This window comes from Microbacterium sp. JZ31, from assembly GCF_016805985.1.
In the GTDB taxonomy this organism is placed as follows: domain Bacteria; phylum Actinomycetota; class Actinomycetes; order Actinomycetales; family Microbacteriaceae; genus Microbacterium.
In genome coordinates, this window is record NZ_CP017661.1 from 2,727,500 (window position 1) to 2,746,630 (window position 19,131).

Annotated in this window: 16 protein-coding genes; 7 read left to right on the forward strand and 9 right to left on the reverse strand. The window is 70.8% G+C overall.

Going from position 1 to position 19,131, the window contains the following annotated elements:
- Positions 1-15: 15 nt before the first annotated feature.
- The 3 genes from BJP60_RS12960 to BJP60_RS12970 all read right to left on the reverse strand — a co-directional run bounded on the left by BJP60_RS12960 (position 16) and on the right by BJP60_RS12970 (position 4,852).
- On the reverse strand, positions 16-1,290 hold the full coding sequence (locus BJP60_RS12960) for an SseB family protein (protein ID WP_203136214.1): 1,275 nt from the start codon (positions 1,288-1,290) through the stop codon (positions 16-18).
- A gap of 83 nt (positions 1,291-1,373) precedes the next feature.
- Positions 1,374-3,794, reverse strand: coding sequence for an ATP-dependent helicase (locus tag BJP60_RS12965; RefSeq protein WP_203136217.1), 2,421 nt, complete (start codon positions 3,792-3,794; stop codon positions 1,374-1,376).
- Positions 3,795-3,841: 47 nt separating this feature from the next.
- Positions 3,842-4,852 (reverse strand): glycerophosphodiester phosphodiesterase family protein, encoded by a 1,011-nt coding sequence (locus tag BJP60_RS12970; RefSeq protein WP_203136219.1) that lies wholly within the window; start codon positions 4,850-4,852, stop codon positions 3,842-3,844.
- 135 nt (positions 4,853-4,987) lie between these two features.
- Here BJP60_RS12970 and BJP60_RS12975 point away from each other — a divergent pair, with 135 nt between their 5' ends.
- Positions 4,988-5,896, forward strand: coding sequence for a Bax inhibitor-1/YccA family protein (locus tag BJP60_RS12975; protein WP_203136220.1), 909 nt, complete (start codon positions 4,988-4,990; stop codon positions 5,894-5,896).
- Between the two features lie 154 nt (positions 5,897-6,050).
- On the opposite strand, the gene BJP60_RS12980 is transcribed toward BJP60_RS12975, so the two are convergent.
- The 3 genes from BJP60_RS12980 to BJP60_RS12990 all read right to left on the reverse strand — a co-directional run bounded on the left by BJP60_RS12980 (position 6,051) and on the right by BJP60_RS12990 (position 9,656).
- Positions 6,051-7,334 (reverse strand): alpha/beta fold hydrolase, encoded by a 1,284-nt coding sequence (locus BJP60_RS12980; protein WP_203136221.1) that lies wholly within the window; start codon positions 7,332-7,334, stop codon positions 6,051-6,053.
- Between the two features lie 79 nt (positions 7,335-7,413).
- Positions 7,414-8,937 carry a glucoamylase family protein gene (locus BJP60_RS12985; protein ID WP_203136222.1) on the reverse strand — a complete coding sequence of 508 codons (1,524 nt, stop codon included), beginning with the start codon at positions 8,935-8,937 and terminating at the stop codon, positions 7,414-7,416.
- A gap of 74 nt (positions 8,938-9,011) precedes the next feature.
- Positions 9,012-9,656 carry a TetR/AcrR family transcriptional regulator gene (locus BJP60_RS12990; RefSeq protein ID WP_203136223.1) on the reverse strand — a complete coding sequence of 215 codons (645 nt, stop codon included), beginning with the start codon at positions 9,654-9,656 and terminating at the stop codon, positions 9,012-9,014.
- Between the two features lie 151 nt (positions 9,657-9,807).
- Here BJP60_RS12990 and BJP60_RS12995 point away from each other — a divergent pair, with 151 nt between their 5' ends.
- The 6 genes from BJP60_RS12995 (at position 9,808) to BJP60_RS13020 (ending at position 16,094) form a co-directional block, all read left to right on the forward strand.
- Positions 9,808-11,106 carry a sugar ABC transporter substrate-binding protein gene (locus tag BJP60_RS12995; protein WP_203136224.1) on the forward strand — a complete coding sequence of 433 codons (1,299 nt, stop codon included), beginning with the start codon at positions 9,808-9,810 and terminating at the stop codon, positions 11,104-11,106.
- A 4-nt stretch (positions 11,107-11,110) separates the two neighbouring features.
- A complete protein-coding gene (locus BJP60_RS13000) occupies positions 11,111-12,037 on the forward strand; it encodes a carbohydrate ABC transporter permease (RefSeq protein ID WP_203136225.1) in 927 nt (308 codons plus the stop codon).
- Between the two features lies 1 nt (position 12,038).
- Positions 12,039-12,911, forward strand: coding sequence for a carbohydrate ABC transporter permease (locus BJP60_RS13005; protein ID WP_203136226.1), 873 nt, complete (start codon positions 12,039-12,041; stop codon positions 12,909-12,911).
- 13 nt (positions 12,912-12,924) lie between these two features.
- Complete coding sequence (locus BJP60_RS13010; protein WP_203136227.1) at positions 12,925-14,106, forward strand: glycoside hydrolase family 1 protein; 1,182 nt, start codon at positions 12,925-12,927, stop codon at positions 14,104-14,106.
- An 87-nt stretch (positions 14,107-14,193) separates the two neighbouring features.
- Positions 14,194-14,661 carry an Lrp/AsnC family transcriptional regulator gene (locus BJP60_RS13015; protein WP_203136228.1) on the forward strand — a complete coding sequence of 156 codons (468 nt, stop codon included), beginning with the start codon at positions 14,194-14,196 and terminating at the stop codon, positions 14,659-14,661.
- 20 nt (positions 14,662-14,681) lie between these two features.
- On the forward strand, positions 14,682-16,094 hold the full coding sequence (locus BJP60_RS13020; RefSeq protein WP_203136230.1) for an aspartate aminotransferase family protein: 1,413 nt from the start codon (positions 14,682-14,684) through the stop codon (positions 16,092-16,094).
- A 164-nt stretch (positions 16,095-16,258) separates the two neighbouring features.
- Here the strand turns inward: BJP60_RS13020 and BJP60_RS13025 are convergent, their stop codons facing one another.
- The 3 genes from BJP60_RS13025 to BJP60_RS13035 are packed head-to-tail and all read right to left on the reverse strand — an operon-like array spanning position 16,259 to position 19,097.
- On the reverse strand, positions 16,259-17,137 hold the full coding sequence (locus BJP60_RS13025) for a hypothetical protein (protein WP_203136232.1): 879 nt from the start codon (positions 17,135-17,137) through the stop codon (positions 16,259-16,261).
- Positions 17,134-17,811 (reverse strand): LuxR C-terminal-related transcriptional regulator, encoded by a 678-nt coding sequence (locus BJP60_RS13030; protein ID WP_203136234.1) that lies wholly within the window; start codon positions 17,809-17,811, stop codon positions 17,134-17,136. Before BJP60_RS13030 ends, BJP60_RS13025 begins: the two co-directional genes overlap by 4 nt.
- A complete protein-coding gene (locus BJP60_RS13035; protein ID WP_203136236.1) occupies positions 17,799-19,097 on the reverse strand; it encodes a sensor histidine kinase in 1,299 nt (432 codons plus the stop codon). Before BJP60_RS13035 ends, BJP60_RS13030 begins: the two co-directional genes overlap by 13 nt.
- Between the last annotated feature and the right edge of the window lie 34 nt (positions 19,098-19,131).

Sequence of the window (19,131 nt, forward strand, 5' to 3'; positions counted from 1 at the left end):
GGAAGGGCTTGCGGATCAGGCGGGCGCGCCCGATCCCTCCGCCTCGCCCGCGTCGTCCGCGAGCGCGATGACGGGGGCGAGCTCGTCGCGCGTGAGCGTGATGAGCGGCCCGGCGGGGTCGAGGATGACGCCGCCGACCGCCTCGTGGTCGCGCAGCACCTTGCCGAGCTTCGCGGCGGCCAGCGGCAGGGCGCGCTCCTCGCGCCCCTGCGCCGCGATCTCCAGCGGGTGCGAGAACACCTGCAGCAGGCGCGTGCCGTTCGCCAGACGCGCCTCCGCGATGCCCATCTGGGTCTGGTCCTCGGCGGCCTTGCCGATCGCGACCCACAGCGGCACACCCTCGGCCATCAGCTCGGCGATGCGGTGCGGGGTGTCGGCCTCGCGCGGGGCCGCGATCGCCGCCTTGAGCCGCATGGCGGGGTCGGCCTGGTTCAGCGCGCGCTCGAGCACCTCGCGCGGCAGCACCGCGCGATGCGGCGCGGAGTTGTTGTCGACGATCAGGCCGGCGAAGTCCTGCTCGATCAGGTGCTTCAGGATCGCGCCGACGGGCTGCCCGACGGCCGACGTGCTGGCGTCGCCGTCTGCACGGACGGCGTCGTGCAGCGCCTTGCCCGAGCTGAACACGAGCATGTAGGTGCGGTCGCCGTCGCGCGCGATGCCGAAGGACAGCCGGCCGTTGCCCTCCGCCAGCTGCTCGCGGGCGTTGCCCTGCACGCGCAGGAAGAGATGCCCCTGCATCAGCTGCCGGACGACGCCGATGAGCTGCGCGCCCGTGGGCTTCTCGGGCAGCGCGGCGAGCGCGTCGCGCAGCAGCGCGTTGTCCCGCAGGCCGGGCACGGTCTCCAGTCGCTCGGGCGGTGCGGCCGGGGCGAGCGGCAGCTCGCGCGGCGCGGGCGCGGCCGGCTGAGCCGCCTCGGCGGCGGCCGCCGTGCCGGGCCGCAGGGTGTCATTCGGCGTGGGGATGCGCGGATCGCGCTGCGGCTGATCCGCGGGCGGGGGCGCGACCTGGGGCCCCGCCTCTCCGCCGAGTCCGCGGAACGAGGACACCGAGATGTTCACCTGCGGCGCGGCGTCCTCCCCGGCGGGCGGCGCGTCGACCTGCGCGACCGGGGCGCCGTCCTGCGCGTCCTGCGCATCGCCCTGCGGGATCTCTCCCGGAACGGCCTCATCCGGCGCGACGTCGGCGGTGGGCTCCGCCGCGGTCGCCTCCGTCTCGGCCGACGACTGCTCCGCGGAGTCCGGGGCGGCCGTCTGGTCGTCGTCCTTCTTCTTCCGCGAGAACAGTCCCATGCGCCCAGCCTAAGGGCCGGGTCAACCCCCGAGCCGGCCATGCGAGCCCCGCACGATTCGATCGCGCGGGACTCCGCGCGGCGTCAGAGCTTGACGATCGGCGCGATCTTGATCAGCAGCTTCTTCGAACCGGCGGAGTCGAAGCGCACGTGCGCGATGCGCTTCGCGCCCTCACCCGTGACGGCGTCGACGCGGCCCTCGCCGAAGTCGTCGTGCCGGATGCGGTCGCCCGCCGTGAGCTCGAGGTCGCCGTTGTCGCGCACCTTGTTGGTGACCATGCCGGGGAACTTGTCCATGGCGGTCGACTTGGGCTTGAGGCCGCCGCCGGGCGCGAGCGGCTTGACGCCCCAGCGGTCGGAACCGCCGGGCCGGCGCGCGTTCAGCGCGCGGGACTGCGTGCCTCCGCGCGAGTTCACATCGCCGGGCGACTGGCGCCAGTCGATCAGATCGGCCGGAATCTCCTGCAGGAACCGGCTCGGCATCGCGGCCGAGACCTCGCCGAACTGCGCACGGGTCATCGCGAGCGAGATGTACAGGCGCTTCCGGGCCCGCGTGATGCCGACGTAGAACAGCCGGCGCTCCTCCTGCGGGCCGCCCGGCTCGTTCGCCGAGATGCGGTGCGGGATCAGATCCTCCTCGACGCCCGTGAGGAACACGGCGTCGAACTCGAGGCCCTTCGCCGTGTGGAGCGTCATGAGCGAGACGGATCCCGACGCGTCGTCGAGGTCGTCGCTGTCGGCGACGAGCGCGACGGTCGTGAGGAAGTCGAGCACCGTGCCGTCGGGGTTGTTGCGGGCGAACTCGCGCGTCACGGCGACGAGCTCGTCGAGGTTCTCGATGCGGGCCTCGTCCTGTGGGTCGCGGCTCGCACGCAGCGCGTCCATGTACCCGGTCTTGTTCAACAGCAGCTGCAGCCCCTCGGCCACCGAGGTGGGCGGCGGGATCTCCCCGTCGGACGGCAGCAGGATCTCCTGAGCCTCGACGAGCACGTTGTGCAGCTGCGCGATGGCGCCCTGGATCTTCGGTCCGAAGCCCAGCTCGGCGTAGTGCCCGAGAGCGTCCCGGAACGTGATGCCGTGCGCCTCCGCGAACGACGAGATCGTCTCGACCGACACGTCACCGATGCCGCGCCGCGGCTTGTTGATGATGCGGCGCAGGGCCATCTCGTCGGCGGGGTTCGCGACGGTGACGAGGTACGCCAGCGCGTCCTTGATCTCCTGCCGCTCGTAGAACTTGGTGCCGCCCATGATCTTGTACGGCACGGCCGCGCGGATGAAGATCTCCTCCAGCGCACGCGACTGGGAGTTGGTGCGGTAGAACACCGCCATCTGCCCGTAGTCGACGCCCGTGCGGCGCAGCCTGTCGATCTCGTCCGCGACGAACTGGGCCTCGTCGTGCTGCGAGTAGCCGGTGAAGCCGATGACCTTCTCGCCGTCGCCCTGATCGCTCCAGAGCCGCTTGTCCTTGCGGTCGAAGTTGTTGCGGATGACCGAGTTCGCCGCGGTCAGGATGTTCTGCGTCGAGCGGTAGTTCTGCTCGAGCAGCACGACCTTCGCGCCGGGATAGTCGCGTTCGAACTCCGTGATGTTGCGGATGTCGGCGCCGCGGAAGGCGTAGATGGACTGATCCGAGTCGCCCACGACGGTGAGCGAGGCTCCTTCGGCCTCGTCCATCAGGGCGAGCATGCCGCCGCCCACGTCGGTCGACGACGACACGGGGCGGGTCAGCTCGTGGATGAGCGCGTACTGCGCGTGGTTCGTGTCCTGGTACTCGTCGACGAGGATGTGCCGGAAACGCTTGCGGTACACGTCGGCGACCTGCGGGAACGCGCGGAACAGGTACACCGTCTGGGCGATGAGGTCGTCGAAGTCGAACGCGTTGGCCCGCTGCAGCTGCCGCTGGTAGTCGCGGAACAGGTCGGTGAACATCCGCTCGACCGGGTCGTTCATGTTCGCGTCGCGTGCGTACGAGTCGGCATCCTGCAGCTCGTTCTTGAGCTTGGAGATCTTCGACTGCACCGCCGCGGGTGTCAGTCCCAGTGCGTCGGCCTCGTGCTCCTTCACCAGGCGCTTGATGAGCGCCCGCGAGTCGCCTGAGTCGTAGATCGTGAACGCCTTGGTGAAGCCGAACTGGTCGGCCTCGCGGCGCAGGATGCGCACGCACGCCGAGTGGAACGTCGAGATCCACATGCCGCGCGCGCTGTCGCCGACGAGCTGCTCGACGCGCTCGCGCATCTCGCCGGCGGCCTTGTTCGTGAACGTGATCGCGAGGATCTGGCTGGGCCACGCCTCGCGCGTGCGCAGCAGCGACGCGATGCGGTGCGTCAGCACGCGGGTCTTGCCCGACCCGGCGCCCGCGACGATGAGCAGCGCCGGACCGCGATACTCCACCGCCTCGCGCTGCTGCGGGTTGAGCCCCTCGAGCAGGTCGTCGAAGGCCCCCGGCACGGGGCCGCGCGGCCCGGATCCGGCGGGAACGATGACAGGCGTGGAGGAGTCGCTCATTGCGCCTCCGAGTCTACGGCGGGCCTCTGACAGTTCCTCGGGCGCGCTCACTCCCGGAAGAACGCGCCCCCCAGGTCGGGGTGGTCCACGAACACGCCGTCCACGCCCGCGCGACGGATGACGTCCCACTCGGCCTCGTACTCGCCGAACGCGGGCTTGCCGCCCGCACCGCGGAACTCCTTCAGGAGGAACGCGTTCTCCGGCCGGCAGGTCCACGTGTACACCTGCAGACCGCGCGCATGCGCATCGGCCACGACGGCCGACGGCCCCGTCGCGCGCCCGCGGCGATCCGGCGCGAGGATCATCCGCTTGTCCACGCTGATCCCGTCCACCGCACCCACGAGCCGGTCGAGGCCGCGCGGCTTCGCCGTCGCGGGGTACGACGGCGCGGTGTCGCCGTGCGCGGCGACGAGGTCGAACGGCCGCCCCTTCGCCTCCAGCAGGTAGATGTACGTCGCGGGCAGACCCTGCTCGCGCAGGCGGTGCAGGATGGTCGACTCGAACGACTCCACGACGAGGGGGAGGTCGCCGGTGTCCCAGCCCGTCGCCTTCAGCTCCCGCAGGATCATCGGCAGGAGGTCGAGCCCGATCGAGGCGAAATAGGTGGCGTGCTTGATCTCGAGCACCACGCCGATCTCGCGCCCCTGGGCGAGCGACCCGGCCCTGACGAGGTCGAGCACGTCGGTCAGGCGCAGCATCGGCTGCGCGTCGTCGAACGTCGCGCTGCCGGGGCGGATGTCCGGGATGCGCTCGCGCGTCGTGAGCGTCGACAGCTCATCCCACGTGAAGTCCTCGGTGAACCAGCCCGTGAGCTTCACGCCGTCGACGGTCTTCGTCGTGCGGCGGTCGGCGAACTCCGGACGGTCGGCGACGTTCGTCGTGCCCGAGATCTCGTTCTCGTGCCGCACGACGAGCACGCCGTCGCGCGACGCCACGATGTCGGGCTCGACCGCGTCGACGCCGAGCTCGAGCGCCAGGTCGTACGACGAGCGCGAGTGCTCGGGGCGGTATCCGGGCGCGCCGCGGTGGCCGATCACGAGCGGCAGGCGGCGAGGCATGGGCTCCAGCCTAAGGAGTTCGCCGGGGGCGTACGGCGGGACCCGGAAATCCCAGCACAGGCATAAGAAACCGTGGGTAGTGTGGATCAACAGCCCTGACAGTGCTGTCCCGCAACCCTTTGGAGTTGACCGAACATGGCCAAGCTGGGATTCAACGATCCTGCGTTCCAGACCTCGACGCGCCCGCCGCAGGCCCCGCAGTCGTACGCGGCGCAGACCTACCCTGGCGGCCCCGCCGCCGGTCAGCAGTCGCCGGGTCTCGTCCCGCCGCCCGCTGCGAACCTCGAGAACCTCTACTCCGCTCCCTCGGCCGACGCGGTCGACACGGGCCGGATGACGATCGAGGACACGATCCACAAGACGCTCGCGACGTTCGCGGTGCTGCTCGTCGCCGCCGCGGCCGGCTGGTTCGTCACGACGATGAACCCCGGCATGGGCCTGGGCATCGCGGTCGTGGGCGCCATCGCCGGCTTCGTGCTCGGCCTCGTGAACTCCTTCAAGCGCATGCCGGGTGCGGGCCTCGTGCTCGCCTACTCGGCCGCGCAGGGCGTGTTCGTCGGCGCGTTCTCGCTGTGGATGGAGATGGCGTTCCCCGGCATCGTGCTGCAGGCGACGCTCGCCACGCTCGCGGTCGTGGGCGTCACGCTCGCGCTGTTCGCCAGCGGCAAGGTGCGCACGTCGCCCCGCATGACGAAGATCGTGCTGATCGCCTCGCTCGGCTACCTCGTCTTCAGCCTCGTGAACGTCGGCTTCATGGTCTTCGGCCAGAACATCCCGTTCGGCAACGGCACGTTCGGGGACCTCGCCTGGGGCGCCCGATCGATCGAGATCATGGGCATGCCGCTCGGTGTGATCATCGGCATCCTGGCCGTGCTGATGGCCGCGTACATGCTCGTCATGGACTTCGAGTTCGTGCAGAACGGCGCCCGCAACGGCGCCCCGCGCAAGCTCGGCTGGAAGGCGTCCTTCGGCATCGTCGCGACCGTCATCTGGATCTACGTCGAGATCCTGCGCATCATCGCGATCCTGCGCGGCAACGACTGATACGCATCACTCGCACGAAGGGCTCGTCCTCCGGGACGGGCCCTTCGTCGTTCCCGCCAGGATCCGCCGCGCGCAATCTGCTCGGCGACGACCCGCACCGCGAGGTCGACCTCGGCCACGAGGTCGCCCGCTGACCTCGGCGGCGCCCCCTGGGTCAGTCCAGCGGCCCGCCCTCCGCGATCACGCGGTCGATCAGGGTGCGGACGACGCGGGTGTCCTGACGCAGGCCGTCGTGCTCGTACTCGTTCGTGACCCACAGGTGCGTGTTCGGCACCTCGCGCGCGGTCTGCTGCGCATAGCCGAAGTCGACGTACATGTCGTCGAAGTACATCGCCGCCGCGATCGGCACCTCGTTGCGGCGCAGCCGGGCCGCGTCGTAGAGCGCCGGATGGTCCTCCCGCTCGGCGAGCGCGAGCGCCGCGTCCCGGAAGGGCCGCAGCGACGCGATCTCGTCGTACATCCAGGGGAAGAACATCTCGCCGGTGAACGGCACGGGCGAGGCGTCAGGCTCGAACCCGCCGAGCTCGGCGCGCACGCGCTCCGCCGCCCAGGCGGTCGCGCCCGGCCCGTCTGCGTAGATCTCCTCCTGGAGCAGCGCGTACAGCGGGCCGCCCCAGTACTGCGTGTGCGCGTCGATCTCGGCGAGGAAGTGGTCGCTGAGACGCCCCGGAGCCGAGAACGCCTCGTCGAACAGCCAGTGCAGCTGCTCGAACCCGGGCTGCATGCCGAACTCGATGCCGAGGGTCTGCAGGCGGCGCGCGCTCAGCCGGTCGCCGCTCGGGAGGCGCACCTCGGTGTTCTCCACCACGTCGACCACGCGCGCGATCACCTCGGCGTCCTGCGGGTAGCGCCGGTAGAACTCGGCGGTCTTGTCGCCGACGCGCGGCAGCGTGCGGCGGTACACGTCGACGACATCCGGCTCGAACGACGTCAGCCCGCCCGTGACGTATGCGGCCGACACGGCCTCGGGATGGAACGACAGGTAGCTCAGCGTCAGGAAGCCCCCGTAGCTCTGTCCGAGGGTCTGCCAGCGCACGCCGTCGAACACCGTCCGGCGCAGGTGCTCGAGATCGGCGATGATCTGCTCGGCCCGGAACATCCGGATGTACTCCGCGGCCTCGGCCGCCGACATCCCCGCGATCGACGCCGCCTCGACGCGGGTCGAGCGGCCCGTGCCGCGCTGATCCAGCAGCAGCACGCGGTGCGTCCGCAGCACCTCGTCGATCCAGTCGGCACCCGGCATGGGTCGCGGCCCCTTGCCGCCGGGACCGCCCTGCAGGAACACCAGGATGGGCGCGTCCTGCCGCTGCACGTGCGCGACCTCGCGCGCGAACACCTCGATGCTCCGCCCGTCCTCCGGTGCGGTCCAGTCGAGGGGCACGGTCACGGTGTGGTCGCGGATGACGCGGTCGCGCATCCGATACGAGGAGACGGTCATGCCTCCATCCTCCCCGCTCGCGGTTGGACCGGACGGCGCCGAGGGCCCACCCGCGCGGTGAGCGCTCGGCGGCCGGCGGTCAGCCGAGGTCGGAGCCGAATCGCACGGCGCCGACGAGCGGACGCACCGCCTTCTCGAATCGGCGGTCCACGAAGTAGCGCTTGAGCCGGTCATGCAGCAGCTCGTTGCCGATCGCGGCCATGATCATGGACTGGTCGAGGCTCAGATACCGCTCCGCGATCCGGCCGCTGCCGACCGCGACCGCATCGTAGAAGCCGCCGGGCCCGTATGCGTCGAGCTCCCGCTCGAGACCCTCGAGGTTCTCGAGCACCTCGTCGCGCGCGTACGGCAGGGCGAGGAACGCCGCGTGCGGCGTCACGACCCCGTCGCCGAAGTCCGGCGCCGGATCGGTCGCCTCGCGGCAGCCCTCGTACCCGACGTCGACGTTCGTCCGCTCGACGTCGCTCGCGTAGCCGTCCGACGAGATGCCGACGACCTCGACGCCGTACTCGCGGTACTCGCCGTAGGGGTCGGACGCGGGCGAGAAGCCCCAGTAGCCGTAGCCGGCCTCCTCCAGCCCGTGCACGATCTGCGCGCGCACGGTCGCGGGATGGTTCACGGCCCAGGAGCGCTTGCCCCAGGCCGCCTCGGGCACGAACAGGTCGGGCATCAGCGCCTCGAACATGCTGCCGCCCCAGGCGGGCACGAGCCTCATCCCGGCGTACGAGTAGACGCCCTCGTAGACGGGGACGCCGAGGTACTCGCGCGTCTGCCCCGTCGGCTTCTGCTCCTGCCAGCCCCAGTCGCAGCCGCGATCCGGCATCGTGCGGTAGGTGCCGTACAGCCCCTCGCGCGGGATCTGGCCGTTGGCGATGCCGAGGTAGGTGGCGATCCGCGCCTCGCTCACGGTCGTGTCGTACCAGTGGCACGTGTAGTACACATCCGGGCCGTCGTCGCCGTAGTTGCCCGGCACGGAGCATCCGGGCGGAGGCTCGACCCAGAAACCGCCGCGGTTGATCCCGACCTCGGGTCGCGCGTCGAGGTCGTGGTACCAGCCGAAGTCCATGCTCTCGTACAGGGCGTCGGCCTCGTCGGCGAGGCGCGGCTCCGCCTCGCGCACGACGCGGAGGGCGGTCGCGAGCCAGCCGTTGTCGACCGTCGAGAGGAACGGGTGCACGGCGCTGCCGTCGGCCGGCCAGGTGGTGAGCTTGCGGCCGTCCGCGGGCGAGTACCAGTTGTAGAACATGCCGCTCGGCTCGTGCCGCTCGATCGTCGCGAGCGTCTCCAGCGTCTGCGCCATCCGCTCTCGCGCCTCGCCGCGCGAGATGATGCGCAGGTCGCGCGCGACGACGGTCGACCACAGGTAGCCGCCGATGTTCGTCGGGCTCGTGTAGCCGCTCGCGCCCTCCAGATCACCCGGGATGTTGTCGGCGATCAGGCCCGTGCGCTCGTCGGTCATGGCGGCGAGCGACTCCCAGGTGTCCTCCGCGTAGCGGTGCAGGGTCCGCTCGCCCGGCGGTCCACCGGCATTCGCCGCCGACATCGGCACGAGCAGCAGCGCCGCCAGGGCGCATCCGATCGCGGTCCGCAGTCTCGATCGCATGGGGAACTCCTTCGTTCGTCGCGTGCGGTGTGAGAAGCATGACCCCAATACCGAGCAAGCGCAAGGTTTTGTGCTCAGCGCTCGGAATCTGCTTCCCCGCTGCGCGGTTCGAGGAGATAGCCGCGGATGAACTCGTCGAACGCCGCCGTCATGTCGAGCGACTCGTCGAGCAGCCACTGCTGCTGGAGCCCGTCCATCACGGCCGAGATCAGCCGCGCCGCGTGATCGGGGTCGACGTCGGGGCGGATCAGCCCGTCGCGCTGCGCGTCCGCGAGCACGGCGCTCGCGGAGGCCGCGGTCTCGGCATACCGGCGGGCGAACACGTCGTGCGCCGGGTGCTCGGTGTCCGTCGCCTCGGCCGAGATCACCGTGTACAGCGAGGTGAGCCCGCGCGTCGTCTGGTTGTACGCGACGACCTTGCGCACCTGCTCGAGGAGCGTGAACTCCGACACGTCACCGGCCGCGGCCTGCACGCGCGCGTCGCGTTCGCGGATCACCTCGGCGAACAGCTCCTCCTTGCTGGAGAAGTGATGGAGCAGGCCGGCGGGGGTCAGATCGACCCGCTTGGCGATCTCCCGCAGCGACCCGCTGTGGTAGCCGCTGCGCCCGAAGACCGTGAGCGCCGCCTCGATGATCTGCCGCCGCTTCGCCTGGCCCTTCGCATAGCTGCCGCGGGCACCGCGTCGAGGACGCGCCGTCGCGTCCGCTTCCTGCTCCATGCACCGAATCTACACCGGAGAACGACCAATACCTACCGCATGTCCGGTTTTAGGGTTACAGTGTCGGCACCGGCGCACCGCCGGATGCGGATCTGCCGCGGCGAGGACGCCCGGCGCGAACAGCGACCAATGGAGGCCGACGATGTTTCGAATGACGTCAGCGAAGGCGGCGAAGAGGCTCGCCGTTGCGGGCGCCGTCACGATCGCGAGCGCTCTCGTGCTCACGGGCTGCGGACGCGGCGATGCAGGCGGGGGCGGGGACGCGGGCGCCCCCGCGGGCGAGGCGATCGACGACTCCCCCGCCACGGGCACGATCGAGGTCTGGGCGATGGGGAACGAAGGCGAGGTCCTCGGCAAGCTCGCCGCACAGTTCGAGGAGCAGAACCCGGACGTCACGGTGAACGTGACGGCCGTGCCCTGGGAGAGCGCGCACGACCGCATCGCGACATCCATCGCGGGTGGCGAGACCCCCGACATCACGATGCTCGGCACGACGTGGGTGGGCGAGTTCGCCGCGACCGGCGCGTTCGAACCCACACCCGAAGGGCTCGTGGACGAGGGATCGTTCTTCCCCGGATCCTGGGACACGACGGTCGTCGACGACGTCGCGTACGGCGTGCCCTGGTACGTCGACACGCGCGTGCTCTACTACCGCACGGACCTGGCCGAGGCCGCCGGCGTCGAGCCGCCCGCCACGTGGGACGAGTACAAGGAGTTCGCCGCGGCGCTGAAGGATCAGGGCGCGACGTCCGGCGTCTCCCTGCCGCCGGGCGGCTTCGACTCGTGGCAGTACGTGGCGCCCCTCGTCTGGCAGCAGGGCGGCGACATCCTCGCGGACGACGGCTCGACCTTCACCCTCGACACCCCGGAGTGGAAGGAGGCGTTCGAGTTCTACGCGAGCTTCTTCGAGGAGGGCGTCTCGGAGCCCGTCCGGCTCGAGGGCGGCGAGATCGAGCAGAAGTTCATCTCGGGCGAGGTGGGGTCGTTCTTCAGCGGCCCGTTCCACGTCAGCCTGCTGCTCGAGCAGGGCGGAGAGGAGTTCGCCGACAAGTTCGGGGTCGCGATGGTGCCCGGGGCCGACAGCCGCACGAGCTTCACGGGCGGCGGCAACCTCGCCGTGTTCGAGGACACGGAGAACCGCGACGCCTCCTGGAAGTTCGTGCGCTGGCTGAGCCAGCCCGAGACGCAGATCGCCTGGTACGACATCTCGACGGATCTGCCGAGCGTCGAGGCGGCGTGGGACGATCCGACCTTCTCCGAGGACCCCTACCTCAGCGTGTTCGGCGAGCAGCTGCTCGACTCGAAGGCGCCGCCCGCGATCCCCACCTGGGCGCAGGTGTCGGCGGTGATCGACCAGGAGCTGGAGAAGGTCACGCGCGGCGAGACGACCGTCGACGACGCGCTCGCGGCCGTGCAGCAGCAGGCCGAGTCGATCGGCACCGGTCAGTAACCGCATGTCGGCCCTGGCCACGTCCGCCCCGGCGCGCACGGGCACGCGTCCGTCGCGCCGGAGCGGCCGCACCACCCTGATCGCGTGGGGATTCGCCGCGCCGTTCGTCATCCTGTTCCTCGTCTTCATGGCGGGACCGATCGTGCCCTCGCTGCTGATGAGCTTCACGGACCTGACGACGCGCGATCTCGAGACGCCGTTCAACGTGAACCTGATCGGCTTCGACAACTACGCGCGGCTGCTCTCCGATCCGCGCTTCCTGCGCTCGCTGCTGAACACCGCGATGTTCGTCCTCGTGGGCGTGCCCCTCACGATGGCGCTCGCGCTCGCGGTCGCCCTGGCGCTCAACACGGGGATCACCCGGTTCCGGACCGTGTTCCGGGTGGGCTACTACGCCCCCGTCGTGACGAGCATCGTCGCGATCGCGATCGTGTGGCGGTTCATCCTGCAGCCCGACGGCCTGCTGAACGGGTTTCTCGGCTGGTTCGGGATCCAGGGGCCCGACTGGCTGCAGTCCACCACGTGGGCTCTGCCGTCGCTGATCCTGATGGCGGTGTGGCGCAACATCGGCACGCTGATGGTGATCTTCCTGGCGGGCCTGCAGGGCGTGCCGCGCGAGCACCACGAAGCGGCGATGGTCGACGGCGCGGGAGCCTTCCGACGCTTCTCGTCGATCACGCTTCCCGCGCTGCGTCCCACGCTGCTGTTCGCCGCGGTCATCACGGGCATCGGGTTCCTGCAGTTCTTCGAGGAGCCGTTCGTCATGACGCGCGGCGGCCCGCTCGACGCGACCCTGTCGACCGCGATGTACACGTTCAACCAGTTCGGCTTCGGCAACTACGCCTACGCATCCGCGGCGAGCTACGTGCTCTTCCTCGCGATCGTCGCACTCTCGCTGATCCAGTTCCGCCTGCTGGGAAGGAGGGACTGACATGACCGCGATCACGCAGACGCCCGTGGCCGCCGAGCCGAGCCCGCGCCGGCGCCGCGGCGAGCGCCCCCGCTGGTGGCTCTACGTCGTGCTCACGCTCGGTCTCATCGCGATGGCCATGCCGTTCGTGTGGATGATCCTGGGCTCGTTCAAGACGAACGCCGAGATCCGGCAGCACCCCACAGGATTCCTGCCGCTCGAGCCGACGCTCGAGAACTACACGCAGCTGTTCGGCCGGCTCGACTTCACGACGTTCTTCCTCAACAGCATCGTCGTGGCGGTGTGCGTCACGGCCGGCAACATCGTGTTCTCGTCGATGGTCGGCTACGCGCTCGCCAAGCTCGAGTTCCGCGGCAAGCGCCTGCTGTTCCTGCTCGTGCTCGCGACGCTCATGGTGCCCGGGGTCGTGACGTTCGTGCCGCTGTTCGTGCTCACGGCCAACCTCGGCCTCGTCAACTCGTACCCCGGTCTCATCCTGCCGTTCCTCATCACGCCGCTCGGCGTGTTCCTCATGCGGCAGTTCATGCTCGGCCTGCCCGACGAGCTGATCGAGGCGGCCAGGATCGACGGAGCGAGCGAGTGGCGCATCTTCCTCCGCGTGATCATGCCGCTGTGCGGGCCCGCGGTCGCGACGCTCACGATCCTCACGTTCCTCGCGAGCTGGAACAACTTCCTGTGGCCGCTCGTCGTCGCCACCGGCGAGGACAAGTACACGCTGCCGGTCGCGCTGGCGCTGTACTCCGTGGGGCAGAACGCGGCGGAGTACGGGCTGATGATGGCCGGCGCGGTGATCGTCGTGGTGCCCGTCCTCGTCGTGTTCGTCGCGCTGCAGCGCCACTTCGTCCAAGGCATCGCCCTGACGGGCATCAAGTAGCAAGGAGAGACGGATGACCGACGCCCGCACGATGGACGACCTCCGCTGGCCCGACGGCTTCCTGTGGGGCGCGTCCACCGCCGCGCACCAGGTCGAGGGCGGCAACGTGAACTCCGACTGGTGGCAGCGCGAGCACGGCCACCTGCCGGGCCCGCCGGTCGCCGAGCCGTCCGGCGACGCGGCCGACAGCTTCCACCGATACCCGGAGGACATGCGCCTGCTGGCGGACGCCGGCCTGAACAGCTACCGCTTCAGCATCGAGTGGGCGCGCATCGAGCCCGAGGAGGGGTTCGTGTCGCGCGCGGCGATCGCGCACTACCTCAGGATGGTCGACACCGCTCGGTCGCTCGGCCTCGAGCCCTTCGTGACCCTGCATCACTTCACGAACCCGGTCTGGTTCGCGCGCGACGGCGGGTGGCTCACCGACGCGTCCGTGGACCGGTTCGCGCGCTTCGTCGAGGCCGCACTGCCCGTGATCGCGGATGTCGAGCTCGTGTGCACGATCAACGAGCCCAACATGGTGTCGGTGCTCGCGGATCCGGCGGTCGGATTCCCCTCCGTGGGCCTGCCGCCCGGCGTGCCGGCCGTGACCGACCGTCTGATCGCGGCGCACCGGCGCGCGACCGAGCTGGTGCGCGGGGCGGGAGCCCGGGCCGGATGGTCGGTGGCGACGCAGGCCTATCAGCCCGAACCGGGAGCGGAGTCGGTCGCGGCCGCGTACGGACGCTCGCGCGAGGACGTCTTCCTCGACGCCGCGGAAGGCGACGACTGGATCGGCGTGCAGGCGTACACGCGCACGCGCATCGGACCCGACGGGCCGCTCCCCATCCGCGACGACGCCGAGCGCACGCTGACGGGCTGGGAGTACTACCCGCCCGCCGTGGGCGAGGGGATCCGCAACGCGTGGGCACGCGCCGGCGTGCCGGTCTACGTGACCGAGAACGGCATCGCGACCGCCGACGACGCACGTCGCATCGACTACACGCGCGGAGCACTGGAGGCCGTCGCGCGCACGATCGCCGACGGCGTGGACGTGCGCGGCTACCTGCACTGGAGCGCGCTCGACAACTACGAGTGGGGAAGCTTCGCGCCCACGTTCGGCCTCATCGCCTGGGACCCCGACACGTTCGAGCGTCGCCCGAAGCCCAGCCTCGCGTGGCTCGGGGAGGTCGCCCGCACAGGCCTGGTGCACTGAGCCGGATCCTGCCGATTCCGCAAGCACACCCCCGCCGCAACTGCGGAATCCCTTGTCTGACCTGGGATCCACTGTCAATATGGTCATATGCCCCCTCGCGACGCCAAGGCCCCGCTCGACGACATCTCGAAGGCGATCATCGAGCAGCTGCAGGTCGACGGGCGCCGCTCGTACGCCGAGGTGGGCAAGGCCGTCGGGCTGTCCGAGGCCGCCGTGCGGCAGCGCGTGCAGCGCCTGATGGACTCAGGCGTGATGCAGATCGTCGCCGTGACCGACCCCCTGCAGATGGGATTCCTCCGCCAGGCGATGATCGGCGTGCGCGTCTCGGGGGACACACGCACGATCGCGGACCAGATCGCTGAGATCCCCGACGTGATCTACGTGGTGCTCACGGCCGGAAGCTTCGACCTGCTCGTCGAGGTCGTCGCCGAGGACGACGAGAAGCTGCTCGACGTGCTCAACGACCGGATCCGCTCGCTCGAGGGCGTCGCCTCCACCGAGACGTTCGTCTACCTGAAGCTGCGCAAGCAGCTCTACGACTGGGGAACCCGCTGACGCATCCGAGGAGGATCGCAATGACCGACACCCAGCAGCACCTGGCCTCCGACACGGCCCGCTACGACACGGAGGCGCTCAACGCCAAGGCCGCCGACCACCTGTGGATGCACTTCGGCCGCCAGTCCGCGCTCGCGGCGGGGCATGTGCCGATGATCGTGAAGGGCGACGGCCACTACATCTGGGACAGCCGCGGCAAGCGCTACTTCGACGGCCTGTCGGGCCTGTTCGTGGTCGGCGCGGGCCATGGCCGCCGCGAGCTCGCGGAGGTCGCGGCGAAGCAGGCCGCCGAGCTCGCCTACTTCCCGATCTGGGGCTACACCCACCCGAACGCGATCGAGCTCTCCGACCGCCTCGCGGACTACGCGCCCGGCGACCTGAACCGCGTGTTCTTCTCCACGGGCGGCGGCGAGGCGGTGGAGACCGCGTTCAAGCTGGCCAAGCACTACTGGAAGCTGCAGGGCCGCCCCACCAAGCACAAGGTCATCTCGCGCGCGGTCGCGTATCACGGCACCCCGCAGGGCGCGCTCGCCATCACCGGCATCCCGGCCATGAAGGAGATGTACGAGCCGCTCACGCCCGGGGCCTTCCGCGTGCCGAACACGAACTTCTACCGCGCCGAGGAGATGGGCTTCACGGGCACGGAGGAGGAGTTCGGGATCTGGGCCGCGAACCGGATCGAGGAGATGATCCTGTTCGAGGGTCCCGAGACCGTCGCGGCGGTGTTCCTGGAGCCCGTGCAGAACGCGGGCGGCTGCTTCCCGCCGCCGAAGGGCTACTTCGAGCGCGTGCGGCGGATCTGCGACACGTACGACGTCCTGCTCGTCAGCGACGAGGTGATCTGCGCGTTCGGCCGGATCGGCCACATGTTCGCGTGCGACGCGTACGGCTACGTGCCCGACATGATCACGTGCGCCAAGGCCATCACGAGCGGCTACTCCCCGCTCGGCGCGACGATCGTGAGCGACCGGATCTACGAGCCGTTCGCGACCGGCACCACGACGTTCCTGCACGGCTACACGTTCGGCGGGCACCCCGTCTCGACCGCCGTCGCGATGGCGAACCTCGACATCTTCGAGCGCGAGGGCCTGAACGACAACGTGCGTGCGAACTCCGCCGCGTTCCGTGCCTCGCTCGAGACGCTGCTCGACCTGCCGATCGTGGGCGACGTGCGCGGCGACGGGTACTTCTTCGGCATCGAGCTCGTGAAGGACAAGGGCACGAAGGCCACGTTCGACGCCGACGAGTCCGAGCGTCTGCTGCGCGGCTTCCTGTCGCGGGCGCTGTTCGACGCCGGCCTCTACTGCCGCGCGGACGACCGGGGCGACCCCGTGATCCAGCTCGCGCCGCCGCTGACGTGCGGACAGGCCGAGTTCGAGGAGATCACCGACATTCTGCGCGGCGTGCTGTCGGAGGCGTCCGCCATGCTCTGAGCCCGCATGCGGCCGGGGCGGGGATTGCGCCGTTTCGACTCCTCGCGCTCGTCGCTCAACGAACACAGCAGCTGGCTGTTCGTCGAGCGAGGGAGCGCAGCGACCGAGTCGAAACGGCCCGGACCGCCGACGGCTTCGCGCCGCCGGCGGTCCGGATCGCGGAATCAGCCGGCGGAGCGGAGGCTCACGTGCCCCGCGGCGATGTCCACCGCGACCTGGTGCTCGGACGCGCTGGCGGTCTCGAGGCGGTTGTCGATCGCCCCGGCCGAGATGTCCTCCTGCACGTCGTACTCGCCGGCCGGCAGCGTGAGGTCGAGGGAGCCCGCGCTCACGCCGATGTCGACGAGTTCCGGCTGTGCCCCGGTGAGCTCGGCCTCGAGCCGGCCCGCCGCGAGCGTGAACTGCGCCTCGCCGACCTCGGCGAGCGCGATGCGCGCCGCGCCGGCGTTGATGTCGGCGGCGAGCGACTCGGCCGAACCGCGGACGTCGAGGCTGCCGGCGCCCAGTTCGAGTTCGAGCGCGCCGAACGACCCGTCGCTGTCGAGAGCGCCGGCCGAGACCGCGAGCCGTGCGTCGACGCCCTCGAGCGACTCGGGGAGCGTCAGCACGACCCGCTCCTCGTCGCGGCCCCAGCCCCAGCCCCAGCGCGGGCCGTCCCAGCGACCCCAGCCGTCGAGCAGGCCGTCGCGGCTGGACACGCGCAGCTCGTCGCCGTCCCGGCGGATCGTCCACTCGCTCTGCGAGTCGGTGATCTCGAGCGTCGCCTCCTCCACGTCGGCGAACTCGATGCGGAACTGGGCGGCGTCCGCCTGCACGTCGAGCGACGAGACGCCGGACACCTCCGCGGTCAGCGTGTCGGTCACGCGCGTGGCCGCCGCGACGGTCGATCGGATCGCGCCGGCGATCGTGCCGAGGAGGAGGAGCGCGCCGATCACGATCAGGATGATCGCGACGGGCTTGCCCGGACCACCGCTGCGGGGCGGCGTGGCCGGAGCCGGCGACGAGGCCGGCGCGGGAGGCGGAGGCGTGACGGTCGTGTTCATCGTGCCGTTCCTGTCTGCGGCGATCCGCCGCTGCTCTCGATGTGCGCAAGCGCCGCGAGCACGCGGCGGTTGCCGGATTCGTCGGGCTCGAGGCCCAGCTTCTGGAAGATCGCGGTGATGTGCTTCTCGACGCTCGCCTCGGAGAGGAAGAGCATCCCGGCGATCGCCTGGTTCGACTTGCCCTCCGCGATCAGTGCGAGCACCGTGCGCTCGCGCTCGGTCAGGCGCGACATCCGGTCGTCCTCGCGCCGACGGGTGAGCAGCTGTGCGACGACCTCGGGGTCGAGCACCGTCGCGCCCTGCCCGATCCGGGTGACCGACGCCAGGAACTCGGCGACGTCCGCGACCCGGTCCTTGAGCAGGTAGCCGAGCGCGCCGCCCTGGCCGGTGATGAGTTCGCTCGCGTAGCGCTCCTCGACGTACTGGGACAGCACGAGCACCGGAAGCTCGGGGCGCCGGGCCCGCAGCTGCACCGCGGCGCGGATGCCCTCGTCCGTGAAGGTGGGCGGGAGGCGGACGTCGAGGATGCAGAGCTCGGGGGCCGTCTGGTCGACCGCGGCCTGCAGGCCGGATGCGTCGGGCAGTGCCGCGACGACCGTGTGGCCGCTGCCGTCGAGCAGGCGCACGAGGCCCTCGCGCAGCAGGACGGAGTCCTCGCAGATCAGGATGCGCATGGCACGCTCACCTCCAGGGCGGTGGGCCCGCCGAGCGGGCTGTCGAGCCGCACGGTGCCGCGGGCCGCGAGCACGCGGTTGGAGATGCCGTCCAGACCGCCGCCCGGCAGCACGCGGGCGCCGCCCAGGCCGTTGTCCTCGACGCGGGCCCACAGTGTGCCGTCGTCGCGCACGCGCACCGTGACGCGGCATTCGCTGGCCCGCGAGTGCTTCGCGGCGTTGGTCAGCGACTCGGCGATCGCGAAGTACACGGCGGCCTCGGCGTCGCGACTGCACCGTCCGTCCAGGCGCACGTCGAGCCGCACGGGGATGTGCGACCGTCCGGCGAGCGCCGACAGGGCCGCGTCGAGCCCGCGGTCGTCGAGCACCGAGGCGTGGATGCCCCGCGCCAGCTGCCGCAGCTCGGTGATCGCTGCCTTGGTGGAGGTGTGCGCCTCCTCGATCAGCGCGCGGGCGCCGTCCGGGTCGTCGCCGAGCTTCTGCTGCGCGAGTCCCAAGGTCATGCCGACCGACACGAGCCGCGGCTGCACGCCGTCGTGGAGATCGCGCTCGATGCGCGTGCGCTCCACCTCGGAGGCGCGGAGGGCACCGGCGCGCTGCACGTCGGACACGCGAGCCTGCTCTGCCAGCTGCGCCTCGCGCGTCGGGATGACGATCACGCGGGCGAGCACGCCGTGCAACAGCGCGATGCCGACGAGCGCGGCCGCCGACGCGACGAAGGTCAGGATGCCGACGAGCGGCGCCCAGCCCGCGATGACGTCGAAGCCGAGGAAGCCGGCGACGCCGTCCGGTGCGTACAGCGGCGCGAACGCCAGCGCGACCGAGGACACGAGGGTCTGGAACAGCCACAGCGTGATCCAGCCGAGGATGGTCGCGATCGCGAGGTTGGCGATCGCGCGCCACATGGGCGCGTCGATGAACTGGTGCCACACCATCGACAGGAAGCCGCCGAACGTGCGGCGCGGCATGCGGCGCGCCCGGAGCGCGGGCAGGCCCGCGTCGTACAGGCCGTCGATGCGGGCGATCTCGATCCAGCCGATCGCGAACAGCAGATACACGAGGCCGAGCAGGAACACGGCGCCGATCGCGAGCACGGGCAGCAGGCCGATGCCGAGGCCGAGCAGCAGCCCGATGGCGCCCGCCAGGATGGGGCCGATGACGCCGAGGGCCGCGAGCTGCGCGAGAGCGCCCGCGAGCCGCAGCGGCGATGAGTGGGCCGGCAGCCGGCGTCGGGCGGGAGCACCCGGGGCCGGGACGGCCGGTGAGGAGGGAGCCTGAGTGGTCATGTCCTAAAGCTAGGACGGCGCCGCCGCCCGCCCC

Coding starts and splice junctions, on each gene's coding strand:
- BJP60_RS12995 (WP_203136224.1), top strand. CDS start 9,808: ATGACGTCAGCGAAGGCGGCGAAGAGGCTCGCCGTTGCGGGCGCCGTC.
- BJP60_RS13015 (WP_203136228.1), top strand. CDS start 14,194: ATGCCCCCTCGCGACGCCAAGGCCCCGCTCGACGACATCTCGAAGGCG.
- BJP60_RS13010 (WP_203136227.1), top strand. CDS start 12,925: ATGACCGACGCCCGCACGATGGACGACCTCCGCTGGCCCGACGGCTTC.
- BJP60_RS13020 (WP_203136230.1), top strand. CDS start 14,682: ATGACCGACACCCAGCAGCACCTGGCCTCCGACACGGCCCGCTACGAC.
- BJP60_RS12970 (WP_203136219.1), bottom strand. CDS start 4,852: ATGCCTCGCCGCCTGCCGCTCGTGATCGGCCACCGCGGCGCGCCCGGA.
- BJP60_RS13000 (WP_203136225.1), top strand. CDS start 11,111: ATGTCGGCCCTGGCCACGTCCGCCCCGGCGCGCACGGGCACGCGTCCG.
- BJP60_RS13025 (WP_203136232.1), bottom strand. CDS start 17,137: ATGAACACGACCGTCACGCCTCCGCCTCCCGCGCCGGCCTCGTCGCCG.
- BJP60_RS12960 (WP_203136214.1), bottom strand. CDS start 1,290: ATGGGACTGTTCTCGCGGAAGAAGAAGGACGACGACCAGACGGCCGCC.
- BJP60_RS12975 (WP_203136220.1), top strand. CDS start 4,988: ATGGCCAAGCTGGGATTCAACGATCCTGCGTTCCAGACCTCGACGCGC.
- BJP60_RS13030 (WP_203136234.1), bottom strand. CDS start 17,811: ATGCGCATCCTGATCTGCGAGGACTCCGTCCTGCTGCGCGAGGGCCTC.
- BJP60_RS12990 (WP_203136223.1), bottom strand. CDS start 9,656: ATGGAGCAGGAAGCGGACGCGACGGCGCGTCCTCGACGCGGTGCCCGC.
- BJP60_RS13005 (WP_203136226.1), top strand. CDS start 12,039: ATGACCGCGATCACGCAGACGCCCGTGGCCGCCGAGCCGAGCCCGCGC.
- BJP60_RS12965 (WP_203136217.1), bottom strand. CDS start 3,794: ATGAGCGACTCCTCCACGCCTGTCATCGTTCCCGCCGGATCCGGGCCG.
- BJP60_RS12980 (WP_203136221.1), bottom strand. CDS start 7,334: ATGACCGTCTCCTCGTATCGGATGCGCGACCGCGTCATCCGCGACCAC.
- BJP60_RS12985 (WP_203136222.1), bottom strand. CDS start 8,937: ATGCGATCGAGACTGCGGACCGCGATCGGATGCGCCCTGGCGGCGCTG.
- BJP60_RS13035 (WP_203136236.1), bottom strand. CDS start 19,097: ATGACCACTCAGGCTCCCTCCTCACCGGCCGTCCCGGCCCCGGGTGCT.